At 57.2% G+C, this 21,604-nt stretch carries 19 protein-coding genes; 11 read left to right on the top strand and 8 right to left on the bottom strand.

Annotated elements, in window-relative coordinates; genetic code table 11:
* The first annotated feature begins 5 nt into the window (after positions 1-5).
* The 6 genes from G9X64_RS34805 (at position 6) to G9X64_RS34780 (ending at position 9,620) form a co-directional block, all read left to right on the top strand.
* Positions 6-1,226 carry a glycosyltransferase family 2 protein gene (locus tag G9X64_RS34805; protein ID WP_168309393.1) on the top strand — a complete coding sequence of 407 codons (1,221 nt, stop codon included), beginning with the start codon at positions 6-8 and terminating at the stop codon, positions 1,224-1,226.
* Positions 1,220-4,222: a trifunctional glycosyltransferase/class I SAM-dependent methyltransferase/polysaccharide deacetylase gene (locus G9X64_RS34800; protein WP_168309392.1), complete on the top strand. Its 3,003-nt coding sequence runs from the start codon at positions 1,220-1,222 to the stop codon at positions 4,220-4,222. The genes G9X64_RS34805 and G9X64_RS34800 overlap by 7 nt, the downstream gene beginning before the upstream one ends.
* 7 nt (positions 4,223-4,229) lie before the next feature.
* Positions 4,230-5,306 carry a glycosyltransferase family 2 protein gene (locus tag G9X64_RS34795; RefSeq protein WP_168309391.1) on the top strand — a complete coding sequence of 359 codons (1,077 nt, stop codon included), beginning with the start codon at positions 4,230-4,232 and terminating at the stop codon, positions 5,304-5,306.
* Positions 5,299-7,053 (top strand): ABC transporter ATP-binding protein, encoded by a 1,755-nt coding sequence (locus G9X64_RS34790; RefSeq protein ID WP_168309390.1) that lies wholly within the window; start codon positions 5,299-5,301, stop codon positions 7,051-7,053. Before G9X64_RS34795 ends, G9X64_RS34790 begins: the two co-directional genes overlap by 8 nt.
* On the top strand, positions 7,050-8,174 hold the full coding sequence (locus G9X64_RS34785; RefSeq protein ID WP_168309389.1) for a glycosyltransferase family 2 protein: 1,125 nt from the start codon (positions 7,050-7,052) through the stop codon (positions 8,172-8,174). Before G9X64_RS34790 ends, G9X64_RS34785 begins: the two co-directional genes overlap by 4 nt.
* A 1,239-nt stretch (positions 8,175-9,413) precedes the next feature.
* Positions 9,414-9,620: a hypothetical protein gene (locus G9X64_RS34780; RefSeq protein WP_003542083.1), complete on the top strand. Its 207-nt coding sequence runs from the start codon at positions 9,414-9,416 to the stop codon at positions 9,618-9,620.
* 532 nt (positions 9,621-10,152) lie between these two features.
* Here G9X64_RS34780 and G9X64_RS34775 read toward each other — a convergent pair.
* The 7 genes from G9X64_RS34775 to G9X64_RS34745 all read right to left on the bottom strand — a co-directional run bounded on the left by G9X64_RS34775 (position 10,153) and on the right by G9X64_RS34745 (position 15,829).
* Positions 10,153-10,401, bottom strand: coding sequence for a hypothetical protein (locus G9X64_RS34775; RefSeq protein ID WP_168309388.1), 249 nt, complete (start codon positions 10,399-10,401; stop codon positions 10,153-10,155).
* A 103-nt stretch (positions 10,402-10,504) separates the two neighbouring features.
* Positions 10,505-11,212: a TfuA-like protein gene (locus G9X64_RS34770; protein ID WP_168309387.1), complete on the bottom strand. Its 708-nt coding sequence runs from the start codon at positions 11,210-11,212 to the stop codon at positions 10,505-10,507.
* Positions 11,209-12,402 carry a YcaO-like family protein gene (locus G9X64_RS34765; RefSeq protein ID WP_168309482.1) on the bottom strand — a complete coding sequence of 398 codons (1,194 nt, stop codon included), beginning with the start codon at positions 12,400-12,402 and terminating at the stop codon, positions 11,209-11,211. Before G9X64_RS34765 ends, G9X64_RS34770 begins: the two co-directional genes overlap by 4 nt.
* Before the next feature lie 48 nt (positions 12,403-12,450).
* The gene (locus G9X64_RS34760; RefSeq protein WP_168309386.1) at positions 12,451-12,663 is read right to left on the bottom strand and encodes a hypothetical protein; all 213 of its coding nucleotides are present in this window, start codon (positions 12,661-12,663) and stop codon (positions 12,451-12,453) included.
* A gap of 20 nt (positions 12,664-12,683) precedes the next feature.
* Positions 12,684-14,531, bottom strand: coding sequence for an AfsR/SARP family transcriptional regulator (locus G9X64_RS34755; protein ID WP_168309385.1), 1,848 nt, complete (start codon positions 14,529-14,531; stop codon positions 12,684-12,686).
* A gap of 9 nt (positions 14,532-14,540) precedes the next feature.
* Entirely contained in the window at positions 14,541-14,966 is a 426-nt protein-coding gene (locus G9X64_RS34750; protein WP_168309384.1) for a helix-turn-helix domain-containing protein, read from the bottom strand.
* Between the two features lie 170 nt (positions 14,967-15,136).
* Complete coding sequence (locus tag G9X64_RS34745; protein ID WP_168309383.1) at positions 15,137-15,829, bottom strand: class I SAM-dependent methyltransferase; 693 nt, start codon at positions 15,827-15,829, stop codon at positions 15,137-15,139.
* Between the two features lie 523 nt (positions 15,830-16,352).
* Between G9X64_RS34745 and G9X64_RS34740 the strand changes: the two genes are divergently transcribed.
* Entirely contained in the window at positions 16,353-17,243 is an 891-nt protein-coding gene (locus G9X64_RS34740; RefSeq protein WP_168309382.1) for a DUF6030 family protein, read from the top strand.
* A gap of 30 nt (positions 17,244-17,273) precedes the next feature.
* On the opposite strand, the gene G9X64_RS34735 is transcribed toward G9X64_RS34740, so the two are convergent.
* On the bottom strand, positions 17,274-17,714 hold the full coding sequence (locus G9X64_RS34735) for a hypothetical protein (RefSeq protein WP_171378340.1): 441 nt from the start codon (positions 17,712-17,714) through the stop codon (positions 17,274-17,276).
* Between the two features lie 142 nt (positions 17,715-17,856).
* On the opposite strand from G9X64_RS34735, the gene G9X64_RS34730 reads away from it, so the two are divergent.
* Genes G9X64_RS34730 through pssM form a run of 4 tightly spaced genes read left to right on the top strand, consistent with a single transcriptional unit; the run spans position 17,857 to position 21,518 of the window.
* The gene (locus G9X64_RS34730) at positions 17,857-18,930 is read left to right on the top strand and encodes an endo-1,4-beta-xylanase (RefSeq protein WP_168309380.1); all 1,074 of its coding nucleotides are present in this window, start codon (positions 17,857-17,859) and stop codon (positions 18,928-18,930) included.
* 31 nt (positions 18,931-18,961) lie between these two features.
* Positions 18,962-20,113 (top strand): glycosyltransferase, encoded by a 1,152-nt coding sequence (locus G9X64_RS34725; protein WP_168309379.1) that lies wholly within the window; start codon positions 18,962-18,964, stop codon positions 20,111-20,113.
* On the top strand, positions 20,113-20,619 hold the full coding sequence (locus G9X64_RS34720) for an acyltransferase (protein ID WP_168309481.1): 507 nt from the start codon (positions 20,113-20,115) through the stop codon (positions 20,617-20,619). Before G9X64_RS34725 ends, G9X64_RS34720 begins: the two co-directional genes overlap by 1 nt.
* Positions 20,616-21,518, top strand: coding sequence for an exopolysaccharide glucosyl ketal-pyruvate-transferase (gene pssM, locus G9X64_RS34715; protein WP_168309378.1), 903 nt, complete (start codon positions 20,616-20,618; stop codon positions 21,516-21,518). Before G9X64_RS34720 ends, pssM begins: the two co-directional genes overlap by 4 nt.
* The last annotated feature ends 86 nt before the right edge of the window (positions 21,519-21,604 follow it).

The raw sequence follows: 21,604 nt of genomic DNA, 5'->3' as shown, positions 1-21,604 counted from the left end.
CCTGGATGCAGGTGGCGTATGTTCACGGTGCGATTGAGAGAGTGATGATGCGAGAACCAATTCCGTCCGATCTGAAGGATATAAGTTTTCCCATACCGATTCACTATCTCGAGCTTGCCACCTCTCACCTGGATGCCGTTTCGCCCCCGGTCTCCGATGGGCTCGTGGTCTTTCTGTCGGATGGTCTTCCCGTCGGACAAGCTTATATCGAAAGGCCCGAGTCGGCGGCGGCGCTCGCCGAGCGTGTCGTGCGACCAGAAACTCTCGAGCATGCGCGTCAGGTCGCGCAAACCCCTGTGCGCAACCGCGACGTCAGCATTCTAATTTGCACAAAGGACCGGCCGGAGGAACTACGCCGCTGCCTGGCCTCGATCCCCAAACAGTCGCTCAGCCCCGTCGAGATCATCGTGGTGGATAATGCCTCTGCAGGCGAAGCAACGCGTCGCGTGGTAGAGGAATCGGGCGCAACCTATGTCCGTGAAGATCGGGTCGGGCTGGATTATGCGCGCAATGCGGCGGTTCGTGCGGCGAGAACCGAATTCGTCGCCTTTACCGACGATGACGTCGTCCTCCACGAGCGATGGCTGGAGAACCTGATGAAGGGCTTCGATCTGCCGGAGATCGCCTGCGTAACCGGATTGGTCCTTCCCGGAGAACTCGCAACGCCTGCACAGTTTATCTTCGAAAAGCACTGGAGTTTTGGCCGGGGCTATCTGCGGCAGGATTTCAATCAGGACTTCTATCGCAGGGATACACGTTACGGCGCTCCGGTCTGGACGATAGGAGCCGGCGCAAGTCAGGCCATCCGCCGCAAAGTCTTCGACGAGATCGGCCTGTTCGATGTCCGCCTGGACATGGGCGCTGCCGGATGCTCAGGAGATTCCGAATACTGGAACCGGCTCCTCCATCACGGCCATGTCTGCCGCTACGAGCCGACGGCGGTAGCCTGGCACTTTCATCGAAAGGATATGAAGGGGCTCGCCAAACAGATCTACCAGTATATGAGTGGCCATGTCGCAGCCCTGCTGGTCCAGTATCAGAACACGGGAAACAACGCCAATCTGCGGCGCATCCTGCTCTCGTTTCCGAAATATTACGCCGGAAGGGTCCGAAGACGGCTTCGCAAAGGCACGACGTCGCACGACGTCTTCCTGAAGCAGGAGATGCTCGGAAGCGTAAACGGCGCTCTCTATGTTCTGCGGCGATGGAAGAGGCCCGCATGGTGATCGCCGCGACGCCTGACATTTCATTCCTCATCCCCGCCTATAATGCAGCCGATACGCTTGCCGAATGTCTTGCCAGCCTGCAGCAGCAGACGCGCTCGAACTGGCAGGCCGTCGTCGTCGATGACGGTTCGACCGACCGCACCTGGGAGGTTCTCGAGAGCATCGCAAAACCGGACAACCGTATTCTCCTCGCCCGTCAACCGAATGCGGGTGCGGCCGCGGCGCGAAACCACGCCGCACGCCTCGCGGTCGCTCCCCTGCTCTGCATGCTGGATGCCGACGACTGGCTGGATCCGACCTTCATCGAAAGCATGCTGCCGGTGGCGGAGGATTCATCTCCACCGGTTCTCGCTTTTTGCGCTTACCGCCGGGTGGCCCCGGACGGGCGCATGATGCCGATGGAACAGCCGCCCATCCTGACGGGCCATGCCGCCAAGCGCGAATTCTCCTCTTTTTGTGCGCTCGCCATCCACACGGTTGTCTTTCCCAAAAGCCTTTTCGAGCACCTAGGCGGCATGGATGAGACCTTGCAGACTGGCGAAGAATGGGACCTTTGGCTGCGCATGGCCTTCGCAGGCGCCGAATTTCGCCGCGTCGACAAATGCCTCGCCTTCTATCGCATGAAAGCGGGCTCGCTATCCGGCGATCCGTTCAAACTGGTGCGTGACGCCGTAGCCGTCACCACGAAGGCCGAAGCTCTGCGCGGGCAGCATGGTCTATCGGCCGAAGGATCGCAGACCGGCTGGATGACGCCCGGCCTCAGCCAGTTGCGCATGCTCTCCTGGGCCATTTCGGCTAGGCTCAGTCCGACGACTGACGTCGCAGCCCTTGCAGCGCTTGTGCCAGAAATACCGGATGCGGCGGGCAATGAGAGCTTTCTTGTCGACGTGATCATGCACGGCTTGCGGACTGGACTATTGACCGACCGGCCTGGCGATCTCATTGATGCCCTCGACAAATGGCAACCGGCTTTTCTTTCGCTCATCCGCCTGATTGAGCAGCATTCCTTCCCCGGCACCGGGCGCAAGATCATCGAGATCGCCTGTTGGCAGCTATCCGCCGCCAACCCTTTGCGATCCTTCACGCTCGGCAATATTCAGGTGGTCAGCGTCGAGCTCGGCGCACTTTTCAGGATTTCCAAAGCGGAGCAAGCCGACACGCTGATCATGCACGCCTTTTCCGACGGACAACATGTCGGCACCTTTGTCGGGCCAATCTGGGGCGATCTTTCGATCCGGGCGCAGATCAGGCTGATCATGCATGAGATGCAGGCAGAAGAACATCTGCAGATGCCGCCCACCCTCGTCTATATCAGTTCGTGGACAAAGGAGGCGTTGCGCGGCTACAGAGCCTTCGGCGGACTGATCATCAAAAGCGGTCGGCGGCGAGGGCGTCTCGAAAGGCTTTTGGTGCGCGTCGGACGCAGTGCCCTCCTTGCCACAGCGCCCAACGACAAACAGGACAATGACGCCCGGCTTTCCGAAATCCTGCGGGATTTCGAACATCGATTGGCACCGCGGTTTCGAAACTCGCCCAAGCCACGGTCGCAGAAAGGAAAACAGACTGCTCCCACTCAGTCGGAAGAGGAATACTGGGAGCATATGTTCGAACGCCCGGATCCGTGGAATTACATCTCGGCCTACGAGCAAGTCAAATATGCGCAGACGTTGAGCCTGATCCCGGAAGGGATCGAAAGGGCCCTCGAACTCGCCTGCGCCGAAGGAATCTTTACCGAGAAGCTGGCGCCAAAGGTCGGTCGGCTGACAGCCACCGATATTTCCCAGCGAGCGATCGACAGGGCGATCAAGCGGTGCCGCGACCATGGCAACGTCGAGCTTCGCGTTCTCGATTTCGTCAAAAGCGATGTTCCGCCCGAGCAGGATCTCGTTATCTGTTCCGAAGTCCTCTACTATATGAAGGATGAGGAGATGCTTGCGGCCGTCTGCCGGAAGATGGCCGCAGCCGTGAAGCCGGACGGCTACCTGATCACTGCCCACGCGCATATCCGCCAGGACGAACCCAGCCGAACCGGTTTCGATTGGGGCCATCCTTTCGGTGTCGAGACGATCAAACAGGTTTTTGCCGCACAGGCCGGCCTCGCCCTGGAAGAGACGATCGACACCGAGCTTTACGCCATCCACCGATTCAGGAAAGGTGTCGTGGCCGATCCCGCCCTGCGGATCGAAGCGCATGGAGCCCCATTGGATACGGATGTGGCAAAGCACGTCATCTGCGGACCGGTGGGCATCGGGCGCGAGGCGGCATGGCAGACGGAGGTGACCACCTCGGTTCCCATTCTGATGTATCACAGGATCGCAGAGGACGGCCCCGCCGCACTCCGGCGCTTCCGCACGCCGCCGGAGATTTTCCGCAAGCAGATGCAGTTCCTGAGGCGACAGGGCTATTACAGCGTGACTGCGCAGAACCTGGCAAATCTTCTGCGCAGCGGCAAGCCGATCCAGGGCCGGCCCGTGATGCTGAGTTTCGACGACGCATATCTGGATTTCCAGACGAACGCCTACCCGATCCTTGCCGAGAATGATTTCAGCGCCGACGTGTTCGTGGTGACCGATAAAGTCGGCGGTCGGTCAGATTGGGATTCCGCCCATGGAGAGCCTGCACCGCTGATGTCCTGGTCGCATATTCAAGAATTGCACCAAAAGGGCATCAGCTTCGGCTCTCACCTCGCATCCCACACGCCCGCCAGCGCGATGGACAACGAAGCCCTGCTGGCCGAAGCCATGTTATCGCGCGACGCGCTGCAGAGCCGGCTGGGCGCCCCGGTGGAATCGATCGCACTTCCTTATGGCGGGACAGACTTCAGGGTCCCGGGCATTCTGGCGCTTGCCGGCTATAGCGTCGGCTTCACGACACGCCCGGCGAAGGCTACCTTCTCCGATAATTTCTTCGCTCTGCCGCGCTTCGAGGTGCGCGGGGATCGCCCGCTTGAAGCCTTCCCTGAACTCATCGGCCTGCCGGGAGTCTTTATCGGATGACAAAGCCATGACTGCCGCAGCATCCCCCTTGGTTACCATCGTCATACCGGCTTACAATGCCGAGAGGACGCTTGTCGAAACATTGCGAAGCGTCTCTGCCCAGTCCTACGACAAGCTCGAAATCCTGGTGGTCGACGACGGATCGCGAGACGGCACCTTCGATCTTGCAAGCGACTATAGCCTGGCCGATCCTCGTGTCCGTGTTCTCCGTCAGGACAATGGCGGGGTTGCGCGGGCGCGCAACCACGGCGTCAGGAAGGCGCGCGGCCTCTATATAGCCCCTGTCGATGCCGATGATGTGTGGCATCCGAGCAAGATCGAACTCCAGCTCGAGGCGGTGCTGAAATTTCCCGATGGAAACGGGGTTGCCTATAATTGGTATGCGGCGATCGACGAAAACGGCATCATTTTCGGCCATTCGCGCCCGGTCCTGCATCAAGGAAACATCTTCGAACCGCTATTGCGGGAAAACTTCATCGGCAATGGCAGCACGCCCTTAATGCCGCGGGCGGAGATTCTTCGCTGCGGCGGCTATGACGCCGGGCTGCGCGACAACGGCGCCGAGGGGTGTGAGGATCTGAAACTGTATCTGGCGCTCGCCGAAACGCTGCCCTTCGCGCTGGTACCCGATTTTCTGACCGGCTATCGTTTCACCAGGGGAAACATGTCCAGCAATGCCTATCGGATGCTGAAGTCCCACGCCCTGGTGATGGCGCCGATCATCGCCCGCTATCCACATCTTGAGCGTGACATCCGGACGGCTGAATTCAACACCGCCTCCTGGTATTTCAAAAAGGCGTTTCTCGACGACGATTATGCGCAGCTCAAAAAGCTGGCGCCGATGATGGTGAGCAAATACCCCTCACGACTGATCGTCCACGGCCTGCAGCAGGGATGGCGGCAGGCAAAGCGCCACGGCATAAGGATGGCGAGGCGCGCCCTGGGCAAGCCTCCGGCCCGGCCTAAAATCCGCTTCGCCGCGGCCATCCCGCAAGCCGGAACAGCTTTCCGCGATCGTTTCGCCGGCCTGCCGGCCAGCGAGGCGCCCAGCCCCATCGCTGCGCGGGTGGCCGACAATGAATAGGTTTCGAAAACGCGCATCCGCCAAGCCGACCACCGCCTACAACCTGATCGTAGCGGCTCGGTTCCGCGAGCTTCGGCAACTCGTGCCGGCGCTGCGGCTGAAGATGACGGTGATGATCATCCTCGGAATTCTCACCGGCCTTTCGGAAATGATCGGGATAACCCTTCTGGTCAGCCTGGTCTTTCTTCTCGGGCAGCAAGGCCCGGTTACCGGCTCCGCCATTGCATGGCTTCCAGCCTTTTTCGGCAACATCGACTTTAGTCTTTCGAAGACGATCCTGGTCGGCATTCTCATCGGCTCCATCCTCCTGCGGATTTTTCTGGGATGCGTCAACTCGCTCATTGCGAGCGCGATCAACCATCGAATTAGCGACAGGATGCGGGAGCGTCTCTACGCCAAGGTTTTGGCCATTCCGTTTCAGCGATTTCAGGACTATGAGCGTAGCGACCTGATCAACGTCATCGCCACCGAATCCTACGCAGTGTCCTCGGCGCATGCCAGCCTGGTGCGGTTGGGGGTCAATTTCGGCACGATCGTGATCTTTGGCATCGGCATGGTGGTGATGGCCTGGCCGATCGCCTTGCTCGGGCTCGCCTTCGGCTTCATTCATAATTTCGCATTGGGTTTCTTTGCCGGCGCCTACCGGCGTCTGGGCGCCTCTGCGGTGGCTGCGGTGGAAGCGTTGACGCAGTTGAGCTGGACAACGTTGCAGACTGCGAAGGCCGTCAAAAGCTTCGGCCTGGAGAAACGCCATCAGCAACTCTTCGAGGCGCTTTCCAGAGAAGTAGGCCAGACCTGGCGCCGATCGGACTGGATGGGGGCGACGACCTCGCTTGTGAGCGAGATACTGACCTTCGGGGTCATCCTGACGATCATTCTGTCCTCGGAATTCCTGCCGGTCGATTTCAAGGCTGCGCTCTCGGCCACAATCCTTCTTTACAGGCTTCAGCCGCATATCAAGGGATTTGATTCCCAGATTCTCAGCCTATACGAGATGGAAGCGTCCCTGCAAAAGGTCCTGGGGCTGCTTTCAGAGAAGGATGACATCAAGCAGACCTCGCCAGGGGAGAAGGTAAGCCGCCTGGCGGAGGCGATTGTCTTCCGCGATGTCTCCTTTACCTATGAGCACACGAACACGCCGGCCGTTCATCGCCTCAGCTTCTCGATCCGGGCCGGCGAGACGACGGCTCTGACGGGGCCGAGCGGCTCCGGCAAGACGACAATTCTCAACATGATTCTCGATCTCAACCGGCCGACACAAGGCATGATCACGGTCGACGGCAGGGACCTGGCAACCATCGACCACTCCAGCTGGCTACAACTGCTCTCGGTGTCGGGCCAGGATGTCGAACTAATGGAAGGCACCGTCTTCGACAACATCCGGTTCCGTCGCGATATCTCGGAGGAGGATATCCGCTGGGCCGCCGATGTGGCCTGCGCCACAGAATTCATCGAAAATCTGCCGGATGGCTTCGATGAATGGCTGGGCGACGAGGCGATCCGGCTGTCGGGCGGACAAAGGCAACGCATAGGCTTGGCGCGCGCGCTCGCGGGCCGGCCTCAAATCCTGATTCTGGACGAAGCCACGAGCGCGCTCGATGAAAGTACCGAGATGCAGGTGTTTTCGGCGATGAAAGAAGATCCTGGCAGAACGCTGATCGTCGTTAGCCATCGGCCCGCTGTGGCCAGGCTGATGAAGAACCGGATCGATCTCAACCCACCCACCCCCACATCCAAGCTCGGGTGACGGCGATGGAGATGCCAACCACATCCTGCATTCAAGTGGCCGTCATTATCCCTGCTTATAACGCCAGCCCCTACCTTGCCCAGACGCTCCAGTCCGTCAGCGACCAGACCCACAAGGCGCTGGAGATCGTCATCATCGACGACGGTTCGACGGACGACACCGCCTCGATCTGTCGTCGCTTCGCCGCGGACGATCCAAGGATCCGGATTCTGTCGACCGAAAACCGTGGCGTCGCTGCGGCCCGCAATACCGGAATCGAAGCATCAAAATCCGACTATATCGCCTTCCTCGATGCGGACGACATATGGCATCCGACCTATGTCGAAAGAATGCTTGCGGCGCTCCATCCCCTGCCGGAGGCCTGGGGCGCAGTCTATGCCCTTCACCGCTTAATCGATACCGAAGGATATTGCACGAGATCCGGTTCGTCGCTGAACGCCCGTGACAGCATTCTCAACCGTCATCTCGTATTCCGTTTTGTCGGCAATGGCAGCGGCTTCATGGTTCGCCGCGCGGTTATCGACAAGATCGGCGGCTACGATCCAAGCTATGCCAGCAAGGGGATTGGAGGATGCGAGGATTTCGATTTCGAACTCCGTACCGCTGAACATTTCAAGATCGAGACGGTGCCGTTGGGTCTGGTGGGCTATCGCACTCATTCCGCAGCCATGTCTTCAGACAGGTCGCGGATGGCGCGATCACTTCTAGCCGTGACCGAGCAATGTATCGCTCGCAATCCCCAGCTTCCGGCCTTGGTCGTCAGTTACGCCCGCACGTCGGCGCATCTTTATGCATTTTCAAAATTTGCTGCTTTGAAAGATTGGCGCAGCGCTGCGACCTCGCTCAAACACATTTATCGTCATAGCCCAATGCTCGCCTCCGGCACCCTCGCCAAATTGATCCTCTCAAAAGCCAAGAGAGCCACGCGCAAGGCGTTATCGAAAGTCTGGCCGGCTAGGGAACAAAAGCAAAAGAATCTCAGAAAATTCGAAGAGATAGACCCGCTTGTCCCCTTAGTGGGCGGTTGGTCACGCTTCAGGACCAAGGCATTGTTCAGGCGCTTGTCGGAGATCGATCGGTCCGGCGAATGCTCTTCGGCGACCTCGTCGCAGGAGGCTTGATGCCTGCGGGCCGTACGTCCGTTGGTGGCGCCGGCGCTGCCCGGCCGCTGAAACAGCTAAAGATTTAACAAACCATCACTTCAATCGGCGTAGCGACTACATCGTTACTTGCATTACAAATTTTGATATTTAAGCAGAATAGTAGTTAGCAAAAAAGCGAACAAGTTATGAGAAAAGCAATCGCCCCAATAATGATCCGTGACAATACATAGTTTTACTGCAATCATATCTGCGTACGTGCAAGCATTCCTACCGGAGGACCCGTCACCCACCCCGGCGGGTCCTCGACTTTGCTTTTTGGCAAGTTGCCACAAATGCGACAGCCTTTGTCGCTGCATCGGCATCAATAGATTTCATTTCCGATGGCGATGTTATGCTGTCGAGATCGGTGTGATCAGAAAATCCCCATCATCGGCAAGTCAAGATCAAAGTTCGAATTCTCTTTTGCCAATACTTCTACCGACCCTTCAACTCATCCCGGATGATGCTTTCGGATCCGCAACGAAATTGCGGGGACAGAAAATTCACGGTCAAGTCGAGATGATTATCTGACAAAACTCCACAAGTATTACCTCCAGAACAAAGAAGAACACATCCCATGATTAGTAACATGTAAAAATCTAACCGTCTTACAATTTATTTTTAAATACAACCATTGTTTGAAATTCATAATTTTACCTTTTGATAATTTTTACTTGCCACACTCAATTGTCGGTCTTGACCTATTATGCATAAATTTTCAAAAGCATCGGCATTACCTTCCACGCAAGAACTGAAGATCTACCAAAAGCTACTTCCCGCACGAGGTCATCAACGACCCCGGCACCTGCCTGCATCATTGGTGATGATTGTCACAACCGATGGCCTAACAATCCTGGAGTGGTCGCGCGGCGAAAAGTTGCAGATGCAATTCAACGCTGCTGGGTGAAACCGTAATATATTGATAAATATAGTCATTCCTTAACTCCCTGCGACCTTGTCCTCGCCAAGCGAAATACCGAGGCAAACTCGCGGCGCCAGACATGCCTGTCCTCTTTGACGAGCCTCCCGATACGAGACAACCGATATGCTTGGGCGAAGTTGGTCAGTCCTGATTCAACACGCCGGAGGCCTCGTGACATGGCTGACCTGTGTCGAAATGGTCGCACCTCGACAGTGAATTAACCCTTCATAAAGCATTTGCTTGCTCAACTTATAATTTGTGTCATGGTCACTGTAAGTAGTGAGGGAGCCGACCTGATGAGTGATATAGCATCGCAGATTCCGGAATTTGGTTACGATGAGCGCGTGATGATCTGCCGGAAGCAGATCGAGAAGGCGGTTTATCAGTTCATTGCAAATACAAAGGTCGAGGGATGCGATCCAGCGGAAGTCGCAATGGCAATCGCCGACATTGCCGACGACTACATTCTGCTGCTGGCCCAGAAGCGTAACCTGACCCATTAAGATGAAGGGTCGGCCGCCAATCGGCTGGTCGTGCGGAAGACATTGAGTCGAATCACGCCGCCTCCCTGCCCGGAGGCAACGTCAACGGGATCGTTTACCACTCGCTTCGAAGCCGTCCATGGGATGGAATGCCGTATAGCTCCAGAAAAACTTCAACCACCCAGCCAGGCAGGCAGCGAGCCGGGCTTCGCTAAAGCGCGTCGCAACCTTTTCTTTCAGAGTCGCCCCTGGCGCCTTGGGTCCTTGTTTTTACGGATGTCGCAAAACCGCTGCATACTTTTACGAGACATGCTTTAGCCTACAAGTTGACGCCAGCCCGAGAGTGAAACGCCGAAGCATCGGTACACACACCGGGCTTCCGTTTCAGCCCTTTATCTTCCGACGCTTGAAACAAACGCCCCGGTTCGATTGGCGACTGCTCGGTTGCGCACAAGCACATGCAATAACCCCGAAAATCGAAATTGATTTTCGGGGTTATGCGCGAGTTTGAAACGCTGGAGTGTTTCCGGCGCGTGCGATCGGACGCGCCCTACTAATGACTTCTCACACTCACTTGCGGCACCGGAGAACTCAATTCGCCCAGTTCCCTGGTCAAACCCTCCCCCACTTCCTGCTTCACGGCCTCGAGCGCAAGGTCGAGACAATTCGTCGCGAACTGCAGTTTGACATCCTGAGCGACCTGTCGCGCATAGGCGATCATCCGCGCCAACGCGACGAGCTCTTCCAGACCGTCTTCCGCCCCTTGGTCTGCTTTTATCTTGACAATTGATGTCACGCCCATGCCCCATTTCTGCAATGAATTGAAGGAATGATACGCGTGTGGAGGTGATCCAGCCCGTGAAAAAAGCGTGACACAACCCTCGGTGACAATTGCCGGCTTCGATTCACAATTCAGAGCGCGTCCGGAACGGGGTGTCGTGCAATTTCCAGGGTAGATCGGCATTCGAGCGAATGTCGCGGACTTCCTGCACGGCTTTCAATAATTCCAAGGCATCGATGCGTTTTTGATCGACGGCATTCGACAGAAGTGCCGCCAGTAGGTCCGCACGATCCGGCTCGGCCAGCCCTGCACATTGCTCGACCACCGCCCGCCACGTTCGTTTCTTAAAGAATATCGCGCCCGCGGCATCTTCGAGCTGTTGGCGCAACCGACTTTCCAGCAGTCCGCGATCCTCCATCGCATCGAGCGTAGCGCTGACATTGACGAGCGGTACCGTCAGCGGCTTGCTACCCAGCGCGCTCGGTGCGTGCGTGAGCGCGACGGCGGCATCGTCGACCAGCCGGCCGGCGCGATAATCTTCGAAAATGCGGCCGATCCCGATCATGCCGAACGGATGGCATTCGGCAGCGCGCAACGCGCCCATGCTTGCCGCCCCGAAAACCGCGACACCCAACGACAGAGCATGGAGAATTTCCTTGTGCCAGACCGGTGCGGCATATTCGAAGCCGCCGTCGATCAGGCCGACGACATTGGCGCCCTGTTCCACCGCAGCCTGGACATCGCCCTGCGTGGCAGGCGGCAGGACGCATATTTCCTTGCCGGCAAGCGACGCTGCATCGGGAAGGCTGGGGCCGGCGAAAATGATCTTCAAAATCCTATCGCCCTGGCAAGCGCCCTCGTTCCAAGCCGCCGGGCGCGCTCCCCCTCCGGATTTTCGAGCTCGGGAATGACAACCTTGACGACGCTGAAGGGAAGGGTGTCGTCGCTGAGGCGCACGGCGATCACCGAGGCGATCCGCCTGTTTCTGAGCCGGTCGAGCACGTCCTGCAGCAAGTGCGCCAGATCCTGTTGCCGATGTAATGCCGCCCTGCCGCTGCCGATCGCTGCAGCGGGCGGTGCGGCAACCGCATCGAAAGCCTGCCGCATCAGCGGCGGCAGGCATCGTGAGAAAGTTGAGGGCGAAATATCGTCCCTGGCTCCGCTGATATAGGTCAGCCGGGATTGCACGGCTTCCGTCACCGCCCGAATGGCCGCACGCACGGGAGACGAATGAGCGCCGGTGCCGCCCGTTACGTCTACTAGGCGAATGTCCCTGTCCCCGTGAAAAGCCCGACGGCCCGCAATGAGATCCTCAGGGCCTAGCATGGCGGTGAAACAGGGAATCCCGATGTCGCTGGTGATATCGAAGAGTTTGAGCGCCAATCCCGATGTTTCGATCTTGTCGATCAGCCCGTCGAGGGCGCCGTCCCTGAAGCCGCGGGGGTCGACGCAGCCGGCATAACGATCCGCGTCTCGGCCCACCTGCCACAGCACATGGGCATCACGCTCGATACGCTCCAGGACGCCGTGAAATATCGCCTCCTCGACATTGTTTCCCGATGCCAGACCGTCGGAAGACATCCAGTATCGCGCGTCCCGCGTGCGGTCGAGCACCACGGCTTCAAAGGGGATATAAACCTCGTCGCCGGTGAGGATATTAACGCCGGCAACCCATTCCGTCTCCTCGTCCGGTCCGAGATCGGGTCTATGGAGAGCGGTCAGGCAGTCCAGCGTGTCGGTCTTGTGCCCCATCGCCTGCAGACGCAAAGAGGTGGCGTGAACGAGATCGACGGAGGGTTCGCCGGCAACCGCCCGTTCGAGGGCTTCCATGACTGTGGATACTTTGGCATCGAGATCGGTCAGACCCTTTCCCTGGGCAATCACGATCGAGCGGGAATTCGGGGCGTATGCGCACCAGACGGGGATTCCGATATCGTCCAGCCCGGTATGTCGCGCAACCCTGGTAATGCCGAACCCGGCCAAAAGAGGTTCGACGCGGGAAAGGGTTTCCCGCGGCGATATGATTCTGTCGGAATATATGTTTGAAGACCGATGCGTCAGAAAGCCGACTCAGCCGTCGAAGTGACCGGAAAGGGCAACCTGTGCCGAGGAAACCGCGACGGCGAAATCGACCTCCTTCACCAACGTGCCGCCGGCTTTGCGCAGGTCGTTCGCGGTCGCCAAGTCCCCCGTCGGATTGAGAGGCTTGACCGTGCCGGCATTGAGATCGGCAAGCCAGAGACCTGCTTCGCCGGGTATTCCTATAATGACTGTCCTTGCCATGTAATGCCCCTCAGCTGTTGTTAAAAACCAGCCCTCAACAGGCCCTCTCGATAAAGCTCTTTTTGCCACTGTTCCTTGATGGGAACAATGGCGAGCCACTTTTCGACGTCGAACACCGGGTTGATGCTTTCGGCACGCTGCCGATGGAATAGCGCCCGTTTTCGATCGCCGATCATTGCGCAACTGGCCGCGGCGAGGCGGTGAGCCGGCGCTTTGTCTTTCATCGCCTCAACATAGGCGATGGCCTCCTCGTACTGTTCCAGGAAGAAGCTTGCTCCCGCAGCGCACCACAGATAGGCGTCAGGCGCGATCGGATTGAGGGAAATCGCTCTTTTGATCTTGGCGAGCGCGTCGCCAGGGCGGGATGCATGCACGAGCGTGTCGGCATGGCTGTAGATGACATCGGCAAAATGCGGGCTGAGTTGTTCCGCCAGATCAAGTGCGGCGACACTGGCATCGACATCGCCGAGATAGAGTTTGGTGACGCCAAGCTCGCGGTGGCCCGCCGCCGATGCCGGATCCCGCTCGATGGCCCGAAGCGCGTTCTGCTCCGCCAGCTGCAGCAGCTCATTGTTTCCCTGCGCCCTCACGAGCCACTCGCTGGTGAAGGTCCTCGCCAGCCCGGTAAATGACGGAGAGAAATCCGCCTTATGCGACAGCGACTGCTTGAAGGCTTTTCGTGCCCGACGGATATGCGGCAATGTCAACTTGCTCATCAGGCTCGAGCCGACCAGATAGGCGTGATAGGCCTGAGGATTGGCTTCGAAGCGTAAGCGCTCTTCCTCATTTTCAGCCAGCTCGCGGGCCACCGACATGGTCAACTGCTGCGCGATCAGCCGTCTCTGACGCGGCAATATATCGGGCGTCATCACAAAGCGATTGGCCCAGATGATCTCGTCCGTGGGAAAATAAACCAGCTGAGCGAATAACCCCTCTTCGGAAAGCCGTGTATCCAGAAGATAGGCGATCGAGTGACGGGCGACCACGGCAGCCTTCTCGGAGTCGCGGCGGATCTGACCGGCCGTATGGGGTGCTACGATGGAAATGTTTCTGAGCGCGCAGAGTTCGATCGTGACGTCTTCGATCAGGGCGCTGGCAAGCGCAAGCCCGGCATCGGCATGTTTCGACGTCGGGGGAAGCAGCACCAGCCGAGGTAGGATCAACGACGCCGGCGACACGCGTTCGATGTCGGCAGTTGCCTCACCACCGGCCTCGGGACGGTTCACCTGCACCCTGGCATGGCCGTCGCCGTTCGGCAATCTCTCGCTGAGGGTCGAACCGCCGGATAGCCGGTGCAGCAAGGCTCTAACCTGCTCGTCATTCGGATCCCGTTCGAGGATCTGCAGGGCGGCGCCGGAAATGGAGCGCGCAGCGCCGGGCTTTTGCGCATCCGGCAATGCATCCAGCAATGCCTGCCGCAATTGCAGCGCCTGAGCGTCCCGTTGCGCCCTGATCCAGGCGTCTATCAGCTTTGTCGCTGGTTTGATATTTCCGATGAACCCCCGCTGGGTCAGTTCGGCTATCGCGTTCAGCCGCTCCAGCGGCGAACCGCCGGCGTGAAAAATATCCAGATCGCTGGAAACTGCCTGCCTGTTGAGACGAACCGTGGTGGCGGTGAAATCGAAGGGCATTTCGGCGCGTCCGCCGTCTGTCTCGCGGATGCGGGAAAGCAGTTTGCGCAGATTGAGCCGCGCCAACTCGGGTTCGACGTCATTCCATAGAAACTGAGCCAATTCATAACGGCTGAGTTCATGGCTCGCACCGGCATAGAGATGGGCCATCATCAACAGGCCCTTGATCGGATAGCGAACCGGGTCGCCATTCGTCTCGATCAACCGCAGATCGCCGAATGTCTGCAGATGAAGCACGATACGTCCTCAGCTGTTCACAATCGAATCTTGCAACTCACTGTCACTGTCAGGCAATCCCGCGACTGCCAGGCTTTTGGCCAACGCCACCAGCTTTTGCCTAATATTCGGGTCCTCGATGGCGATGAATGCCTTGTTGAGCGCCAGCCCCTCCTTCGAGGACAAAAAGCTGTTCAATTCATTCGTCGCGGTATCGATCGGCCCGGAGCCGCCGTTCTCGAAGAAAAAGCCGACGGGCACGCGAAGAATCTCGGATATGCGCTGAAGACGACTGGCGCCTATTCTATTCGTTCCTTTTTCGTATTTTTGGATCTGCTGGAAGGTAATGCCCAGAAGTTCGGCCAAGCCGTTCTGGGTCATCCCGAGCGTTTTTCGCCGAACTCTCACACGGTTGCCAACATAGACGTCAATCGAATTCGGCGATTTAGCCTTCATGTGAATAAGTCTCCCGCTTTAGCAGCACGCCCGGCTGTATAATGGAGAGTTTAAGCAAGAATGCAACTAAAAGTAAATATTTCGCAAGGATTTTTTTCAGCAGCGCACAGAGCAAAAAACAACCTGTGGATTATCGCAGCGGCGCCGTTTGGCGCGGGTGGACCCACACTCTATTGCGCACTTCGCAGCGGACGAATGCTATCCCAAATCGTTGCCGCTCCGACACTCTCTCTGAGAGGTTTTTGCGCAACGGCGATCATCGACTTGGCAAAAACGGGAATCCTTCCGACATACTCAAAACGAACATTGTCGAAGCCGGCATCCAGCAGCAGCGTGCTCAGCGTGTTTTTCGACCAGAACTTGATATGCCCATGCTCCTTCAACGGCATGAAATGGTCGTCCATTTTCCCCATCGCCGCCAGGGCAAGGTTCTTCAGATAACCGTGATAGGGTGTCGACATGACGGCGATGCCGCCCGGCTTGACGAGATCGTACATCGTCGAGGTGAAAGCCTTCGGATCGTAGACATGTTCGACGACCTCCAGGCTGATGACGGCATTGAAGGTGCCATACTCCCTGGAAAGGTCGTCATAGGCCGAGCCGACATTCAACGGTAGTTCTGGATAATTGACATTGGCCTTGGCGATGCCATTACTGGAAGGATCGACGCCGACGACATAATATCCCCTTCCTGCAAGGGCCGCTGCCGCCCCGCCTGTACCGCATCCCAAATCAAAGACGTCGTTCTCGAGAGAACCGTCGAAATGGCTCTCCAGCACGTCGAGCACCGCGGGCAAGATATAGGCGTGCGCAGTTGTCGGTTTGGCGTGAACATAGGTGGTTGCGTCTAGCTCGACGGACATTTCCTTCCCCCCTCGGCGAGTGGGCGGCAACCCTATCGAAGAATACGTCGAAAATTTGATAAACCCGCCAGAGTACAAGGAAAAGGAAAATATAATCTATGGTTTTCTAATAAAAAATTAAACTTATACGTGAAAATGAACATGAATTAAGTATATATAAAATATAATTCGAAATTATGTCTAATAACTACTGAAGACATACTATAGAAGCGATTGCCATCCCAGTTACAACTAAAACAAGACCTAGAGATGAGAAGGAAGCGAATGTAAAAATGGTCGATTCATAGGCCAATCGCGAGTTCATCGCTGTTTGCCACTGCGACTGTCCGTAGTTACATTAGAGATTTCCGATTGAAATGGCGTTACGGCGCCTCCGCCGAAATCTGTAGCACCATTTCCCGATGACGAGGCATGAAGGTGCCCAATTGCCGACAAGAAGCCAAAGATATTTAACGGATAAATGTATACTGCTGGATTTAGACAGCCCGATCGAAACCCTTCTCACGCGCCGGAGAAGACAAGCTTGCCCGATAATTCGTCGTCCGCATATGCGAAACAGCCGGTGGGGAAACCGCGGGTTCCCGTGGTCTTCTGGTTGCTGCTGACGATTTCCCTCTCGCTGATCATGGGAACGGTGCTGCTTTCCAACAACATGAAACACTTAAAGACGGTCAGCCATTATTTTGGCTTCGATCTCCTTCCCCAGGAGGTCAGACCGCCTCCCCCCAAGGCCCTTCCCCGCCCGACACCACCGGCCACCTTCACGCTTCCATTCCATATCATCGAACCGCCGCTTGTACAGACCGCGTCGACTTTCCTGCGAACATGGCGGATATCCGGCGCCGCAATGTGTGCGGCGCTGCGCAATGCCGGCATCGAAACCAGCGATTGGGCGGCAGCGAGTTTCAACGCCGATACATTTGAATGCTTTTTCGAGCAGAGCGGCAAGCGGGAGAAGGATCAGCTCCCGAACTCCATCTTCGTCATCGTTCGCGGCGACGCCGCCGGCACGATCAACAATATGCGCGTGAAAATCATCAATCCCGAGACCGATAAAAATGGCCAGCTCGATCCCGGCATTCTGCGAATTTTCGAAATCATGCTGCGGCAACCGCAATGGCTCGATTTTCATGAGACCCTCAACGCGATCAAGAATCTGAAGGACATCAAGGAAGACGGCTTCGGAGCCAGTATCGGCTTCACCCGCGAGGTACTCAATCCCGGGAATTACAACTTCACGCTCTCCCTGGATGCGACTTCAGGACCTCAGAAAAGAACCAGAGATTATTTTTCCGGCAGAAGATGGCTGCCGTTGCCGGACCCCGCAGTCGAGATCGACAGCGCGCAACCGGAATCAGTCTCCAAGCCGCCCCATATCGAAGCGCCGGCTGAAAGTCAGGAACATCGGCATTAGGTCTTAGGCTTCATGCCACGCACGGACTGATCACGCCATGTGACTTGCATCGTCGTGATGTCTGGCCAGGATCTGGTAGAACTCTTTCAAACTGTCCGCATTCGGCCGTTCGATACTGTCGCCACCCGCCAGACGCCAGACACGTTCGACATTGAGGTCCTGAGTGACTTGCGCAAGGTCTTCGTTCAGCGAGCGAATGACGATCTCCGATCGGCGCAACCGCCACGACATTCTGACGAGCGCTGCGAACGGGAGGAAAATGATGCCGATAATGCCGAGAACAAGGACTGCGAACTGCCAGTCATTGAGAAGAGACAGACCGTTTCGAACGGTCGCCATAAAAAAAGCGGCATTTTGAAATGCCATATGAAAATAGCTTATCAGATAGCTGGACCAATCTTCCATCACGAGCGCCCTCCCCGAGCGGTTTATATCTTGGGATATGCTGAAAAGTCTAGCAGACACTAACAATATCCCCTGCGGGGAAAGTATATTTTGAGGTTGCATTACTCTACTGAATTGAACGTGAATCCCGTGATGGATCGGTGCCGACGAGCCCGCCCCCTTTTAAATTCCACCGCGGACATGAAAAAAGCCAACAGTGAGAGATAGAATGAAGAGAAGACGTTTCCTCGCCTCGGTTCCACTCGCTTTGTTGTATGTCCGCACGGGCCAGGCCCTTGCACAGGCGCCTCCGGCCAAAGGGCTGCGCGCCCTTGCCGACAGCAAGGCGTTCCGATTCGGATCGGCAATCGACCTGCAGAACATCAACGATCCAATCGCTTCCGAGATCTACATCGACAACGTCAATTCGATAACGCCGCGAAACGAGCTGAAGTGGAATGCGACGGAAAAGCGACCGGGCGTTTTCAGCTTCGGCAGCGCCGACCGGATGGTTGCATTTGCGCGAAAAAACAACATGAGGGTTTATGGCCATACGCTGATCTGGTATCGCGTCCCGGAGTGGGTGTCAGATATCAGCGACGCGAAGGCCATTCAGGCGACGATGAACCGTCATATAAAACAGGTTGTCACTCGCTATAAGAACTCGATCGACGCTTGGGATGTGGTGAACGAGCCGTTGGAATATGATGCGCCGGATCTGCGGGATTGTGTTTTCCGCCGCCTTCTTGGCGACGATTATATCCGTATGAGTTTCGACATGGCACATCAGGCCAATCCCGGTGCGACGCTGGTGCTCAACGAAACGCATCTGGAGAAAAAATCCGACGTGTTCGAACAGAAGCGCGCGCGCATCCTGAAAATCGTCGAGCATCTCGTCGCCAAAAAAACGCCGATCAATGCGCTGGGGCTGCAGGCGCATTTCCGCCCCGGCCTCGACCGGATCGATCCGGAAGGAATGGGGCGCTTCTGCGCGGCGCTGAAGGACATGGGTGTCGGCGTTTTCATTACCGAACTGGATGCGTCCTGCCACTTCCTGAACCGCGACAAAGCCTTCACGCCGGCATCCTACGCCGATATTTTCAGTGACGTGATCACTGTCGCGGCCGAACATGGCGACTTGAAAGGCGTGACAGTATGGGGCATGTCGGAAAAATACGGCGCGCCCGATGAGAAAGCGACCGATCCCGCTGCGGCTTGCACGAAGCGCGTTAATCTCTACGACGACAATAATGCGCCAAGAAGTGCAGTTGATGGGATCCGGCGGGCAATAGAGGCGATGTGATGCACAAGACAACGGAGACGCGAACAGATTCATGAAAAAAGCCGTTATTTATGTGGAAAAATTTTTGCCTGCCAGCCAGGCATTTGTTCTCAACCAGGCGGTAGCGTTTCGTTCTTTCGAAGCTGAAATTCTTGCCGGCTCGCGAATTTCTTCGGCCCATACAAAAAAATCCACTGTTCCGGTTCATGACATCCGTCGGTCGCCTGTTGCACGGGCCGGTGAACTGCTGCTGAAAATCCCGCAAATCGGCCTTCCCTTCCTCTTTCCCGCGATCGGCAAAGCCGATCTCATTCACGCCCATTTTGGCAAGAACGGGTATGTCATCGGCCCCTTGGCACGCGCCGCCGGCAAACCGCTCGTCACGACGTTCCACGGCTTCGACGCCACCTATGGCGGCGATCCCAAAAAGCCGGGCGGCTTCAATCAGGTGCGATTCTTCGCCAAAGGCCGGAGCGAGATGGCCGGCTGGAACAGCTGGAATATCGCCGTTTCCGATTTCATCCGTGACCGGCTGCTGGCGCTCGGCTTTCGCGCCGACCGGGTCTTTCGCCATCATATCGGCATCGATCTCGATCTCTTCAAAATGGAACCCCGTCCCCGAAAAAAAGGATTGGTGGTTTCAATTGCCCGCTTCGTCGACTACAAGGGCCATCGTTTCATGATCGATGCGCTAGCGCGCGTGGCGGCTGCCGGCACTCCGGTCGAATTCGTCATGGTCGGCCAGGGTCCCTTGAAGGAGGAAATCGAAGCACTGGCACGTCGTTCCTTGCCAAGCGTTACGATCCATGAAAATCTGTCGCAGACGGAGATAAGGGATCTGCTCGCCAGTGCTGAGCTTTATCTCCACGGAAGCGTGACCCTCGATAATGGTCATGCCGAAGCTTTCGGCCTCGCCAATCTCGAGGCGGAAGCCGTCGGAACTCCGGTTGTCGCATTTCGCTCGGGAGGCGTGGGCGAAGCGATCGAAGAGGGGAAAACTGGTTATCTCGTGGAGGAGCGGGATGTCGCGGGAATGGCGGAGGCGGTCGGAAGGCTGCTCAACGACCAGGCCCTGTGGACAGCCTTTAGCGCGCGGGCACCGCTTCTGGTGGCCGAGCGTTTCGACTTACGTCGCCAAACGGGGATGCTCGAGGACTATTACAGTTCCGTGCTAGACGAATTTTCCAGCCGGGGTCGGACTTGATGGTGCAGACAGGAAAAAAGCCGAAGTGGGGACTGAACGTATTTCGGCCGCTTCGGAACGGATTTGTGAGGGCCAAATGGCTCTACTATACGAAGTTCTGGGGAATGGACATCGATCCGACGGCGAGCTTTTCCTTGAGCGTGCGTTTCGACAAGACCAACCCGAAGGGATTGCATATTGGCGCGGAAACTTACGTCGCCTTTGAGGCTGCGATTCTGACCCACGACCTCACACGCGGGCTCTATCTTCACACAAGGATCGGCAAACGCTGTTTCATCGGCGCCCGCAGCATCATTTTGCCCGGCGTCGAAATCGGTGACGAATGCGTCATCGGCTCGGGTTCGGTGGTGACCAAGAGCGTGCCGCCACGCTCGCTCGTGGCGGGCAATCCGGCAAAGATAATCCGCAGCGACATCAAGATCATTTCGCGTTACGGACGCATGGCCCGCGAAGACGAAACGGTCTCGCAGATCGTGACGCACTTGCCGACTGGAGAAGCACGATGAAGATGTTTGCCTACCGGGGGAAACACGAGAATTTTGGCGACGAACTGAATCATTGGCTTTGGGAGCGTCTGCTGCCCGGCTTCTTCGACGACGACGAAAGCCAGCTCTTTCTCGGCATCGGCTCGATTCTCTACGACAATTTCGACCCGAACATGCAGAAGATCGTCTTCGGTTCGGGTTATGGCGGCTACACCAACCCGCCGAAAGTCGACGGCAACTGGACCTTCTATTTCGTGCGCGGAAAGAAGACCGCCGAGGTGCTCGGCATCGATCCGAGCTACGCCATCGGCGATTCGGGCATCCTCACGCGCAGTTGCTGGGATGCAAAAAGCATCGAGAAGCGTTATCCCGTCTCCTTCATGCCGCACTATGAAAGCGCCATGTACGGCAGCTGGGATAAAGTCTGCGATCTCGCCGGCATTCACTATATCGATCCCCGCTGGTCGGTGGAAAAGGTTCTGACCGAAATCAGCGCGTCGCATAAGGTCGTCTCCGAGGCGATGCATGGCTGCATTATATCAGATGCGCTGCGCGTTCCCTGGCGGGCGATCCGGCCGATCGCGCCGGGCAATCGGGCTAAGTGGTATGATTGGGCGAGTGCGCTCGATCTGGAGATCGATTTCGATCCGATCGGCCCGTCCAACCTCGTTGAAGCAGGCGCGTCGCTGGTGCGAAAAAACACCTACCTGTTGAAGAACATAACGTTCCGTCACCGCCGCATCCGGCAACTGACCGGCAACTATGTCTTCGGCTCGACCATCAAGACGCTGCAGCGGGTGGCTGAAAAGCCGGGACAGCTCAGCACCGACGAGGCTATCGTAAGAGCGCACGAGAAAATGCTGGTCGAGCTGAGCCGGCTGAAGCAAGATTTTTCCACGAAAACGGCAGGCGCCCTTTAATGTCGCAGACCCCGTGACGAGGCAACAAGGCATGATGCTTTCCAACTCCATCGACACCCTTTGCTCCTGCCAGAGGGAGAAGCATT

It is taken from the genome of Rhizobium sophorae, assembly GCF_013087515.1.
GTDB classification, from domain to species: Bacteria; Pseudomonadota; Alphaproteobacteria; order Rhizobiales; family Rhizobiaceae; genus Rhizobium; species Rhizobium sophorae.
This window is presented reverse-complemented; position numbering and strand designations above follow the sequence as displayed.

What these genes read in the sequence shown, in the direction of transcription:
- G9X64_RS34805 (WP_168309393.1), top strand. Translation starts at nt 6, where the DNA reads ATGCAGGTGGCGTATGTTCACGGTGCGATTGAGAGAGTGATGATGCGA.
- G9X64_RS34800 (WP_168309392.1), top strand. Translation starts at nt 1,220, where the DNA reads ATGGTGATCGCCGCGACGCCTGACATTTCATTCCTCATCCCCGCCTAT.
- G9X64_RS34795 (WP_168309391.1), top strand. Translation starts at nt 4,230, where the DNA reads ATGACTGCCGCAGCATCCCCCTTGGTTACCATCGTCATACCGGCTTAC.
- G9X64_RS34790 (WP_168309390.1), top strand. Translation starts at nt 5,299, where the DNA reads ATGAATAGGTTTCGAAAACGCGCATCCGCCAAGCCGACCACCGCCTAC.
- G9X64_RS34780 (WP_003542083.1), top strand. Translation starts at nt 9,414, where the DNA reads ATGAGTGATATAGCATCGCAGATTCCGGAATTTGGTTACGATGAGCGC.
- G9X64_RS34775 (WP_168309388.1), bottom strand. Translation starts at nt 10,401, where the DNA reads ATGGGCGTGACATCAATTGTCAAGATAAAAGCAGACCAAGGGGCGGAA.
- G9X64_RS34760 (WP_168309386.1), bottom strand. Translation starts at nt 12,663, where the DNA reads ATGGCAAGGACAGTCATTATAGGAATACCCGGCGAAGCAGGTCTCTGG.
- G9X64_RS34750 (WP_168309384.1), bottom strand. Translation starts at nt 14,966, where the DNA reads ATGAAGGCTAAATCGCCGAATTCGATTGACGTCTATGTTGGCAACCGT.
- G9X64_RS34745 (WP_168309383.1), bottom strand. Translation starts at nt 15,829, where the DNA reads ATGTCCGTCGAGCTAGACGCAACCACCTATGTTCACGCCAAACCGACA.
- G9X64_RS34730 (WP_168309380.1), top strand. Translation starts at nt 17,857, where the DNA reads ATGAAGAGAAGACGTTTCCTCGCCTCGGTTCCACTCGCTTTGTTGTAT.
- G9X64_RS34725 (WP_168309379.1), top strand. Translation starts at nt 18,962, where the DNA reads ATGAAAAAAGCCGTTATTTATGTGGAAAAATTTTTGCCTGCCAGCCAG.
- G9X64_RS34720 (WP_168309481.1), top strand. Translation starts at nt 20,113, where the DNA reads ATGGTGCAGACAGGAAAAAAGCCGAAGTGGGGACTGAACGTATTTCGG.
- pssM (WP_168309378.1), top strand. Translation starts at nt 20,616, where the DNA reads ATGAAGATGTTTGCCTACCGGGGGAAACACGAGAATTTTGGCGACGAA.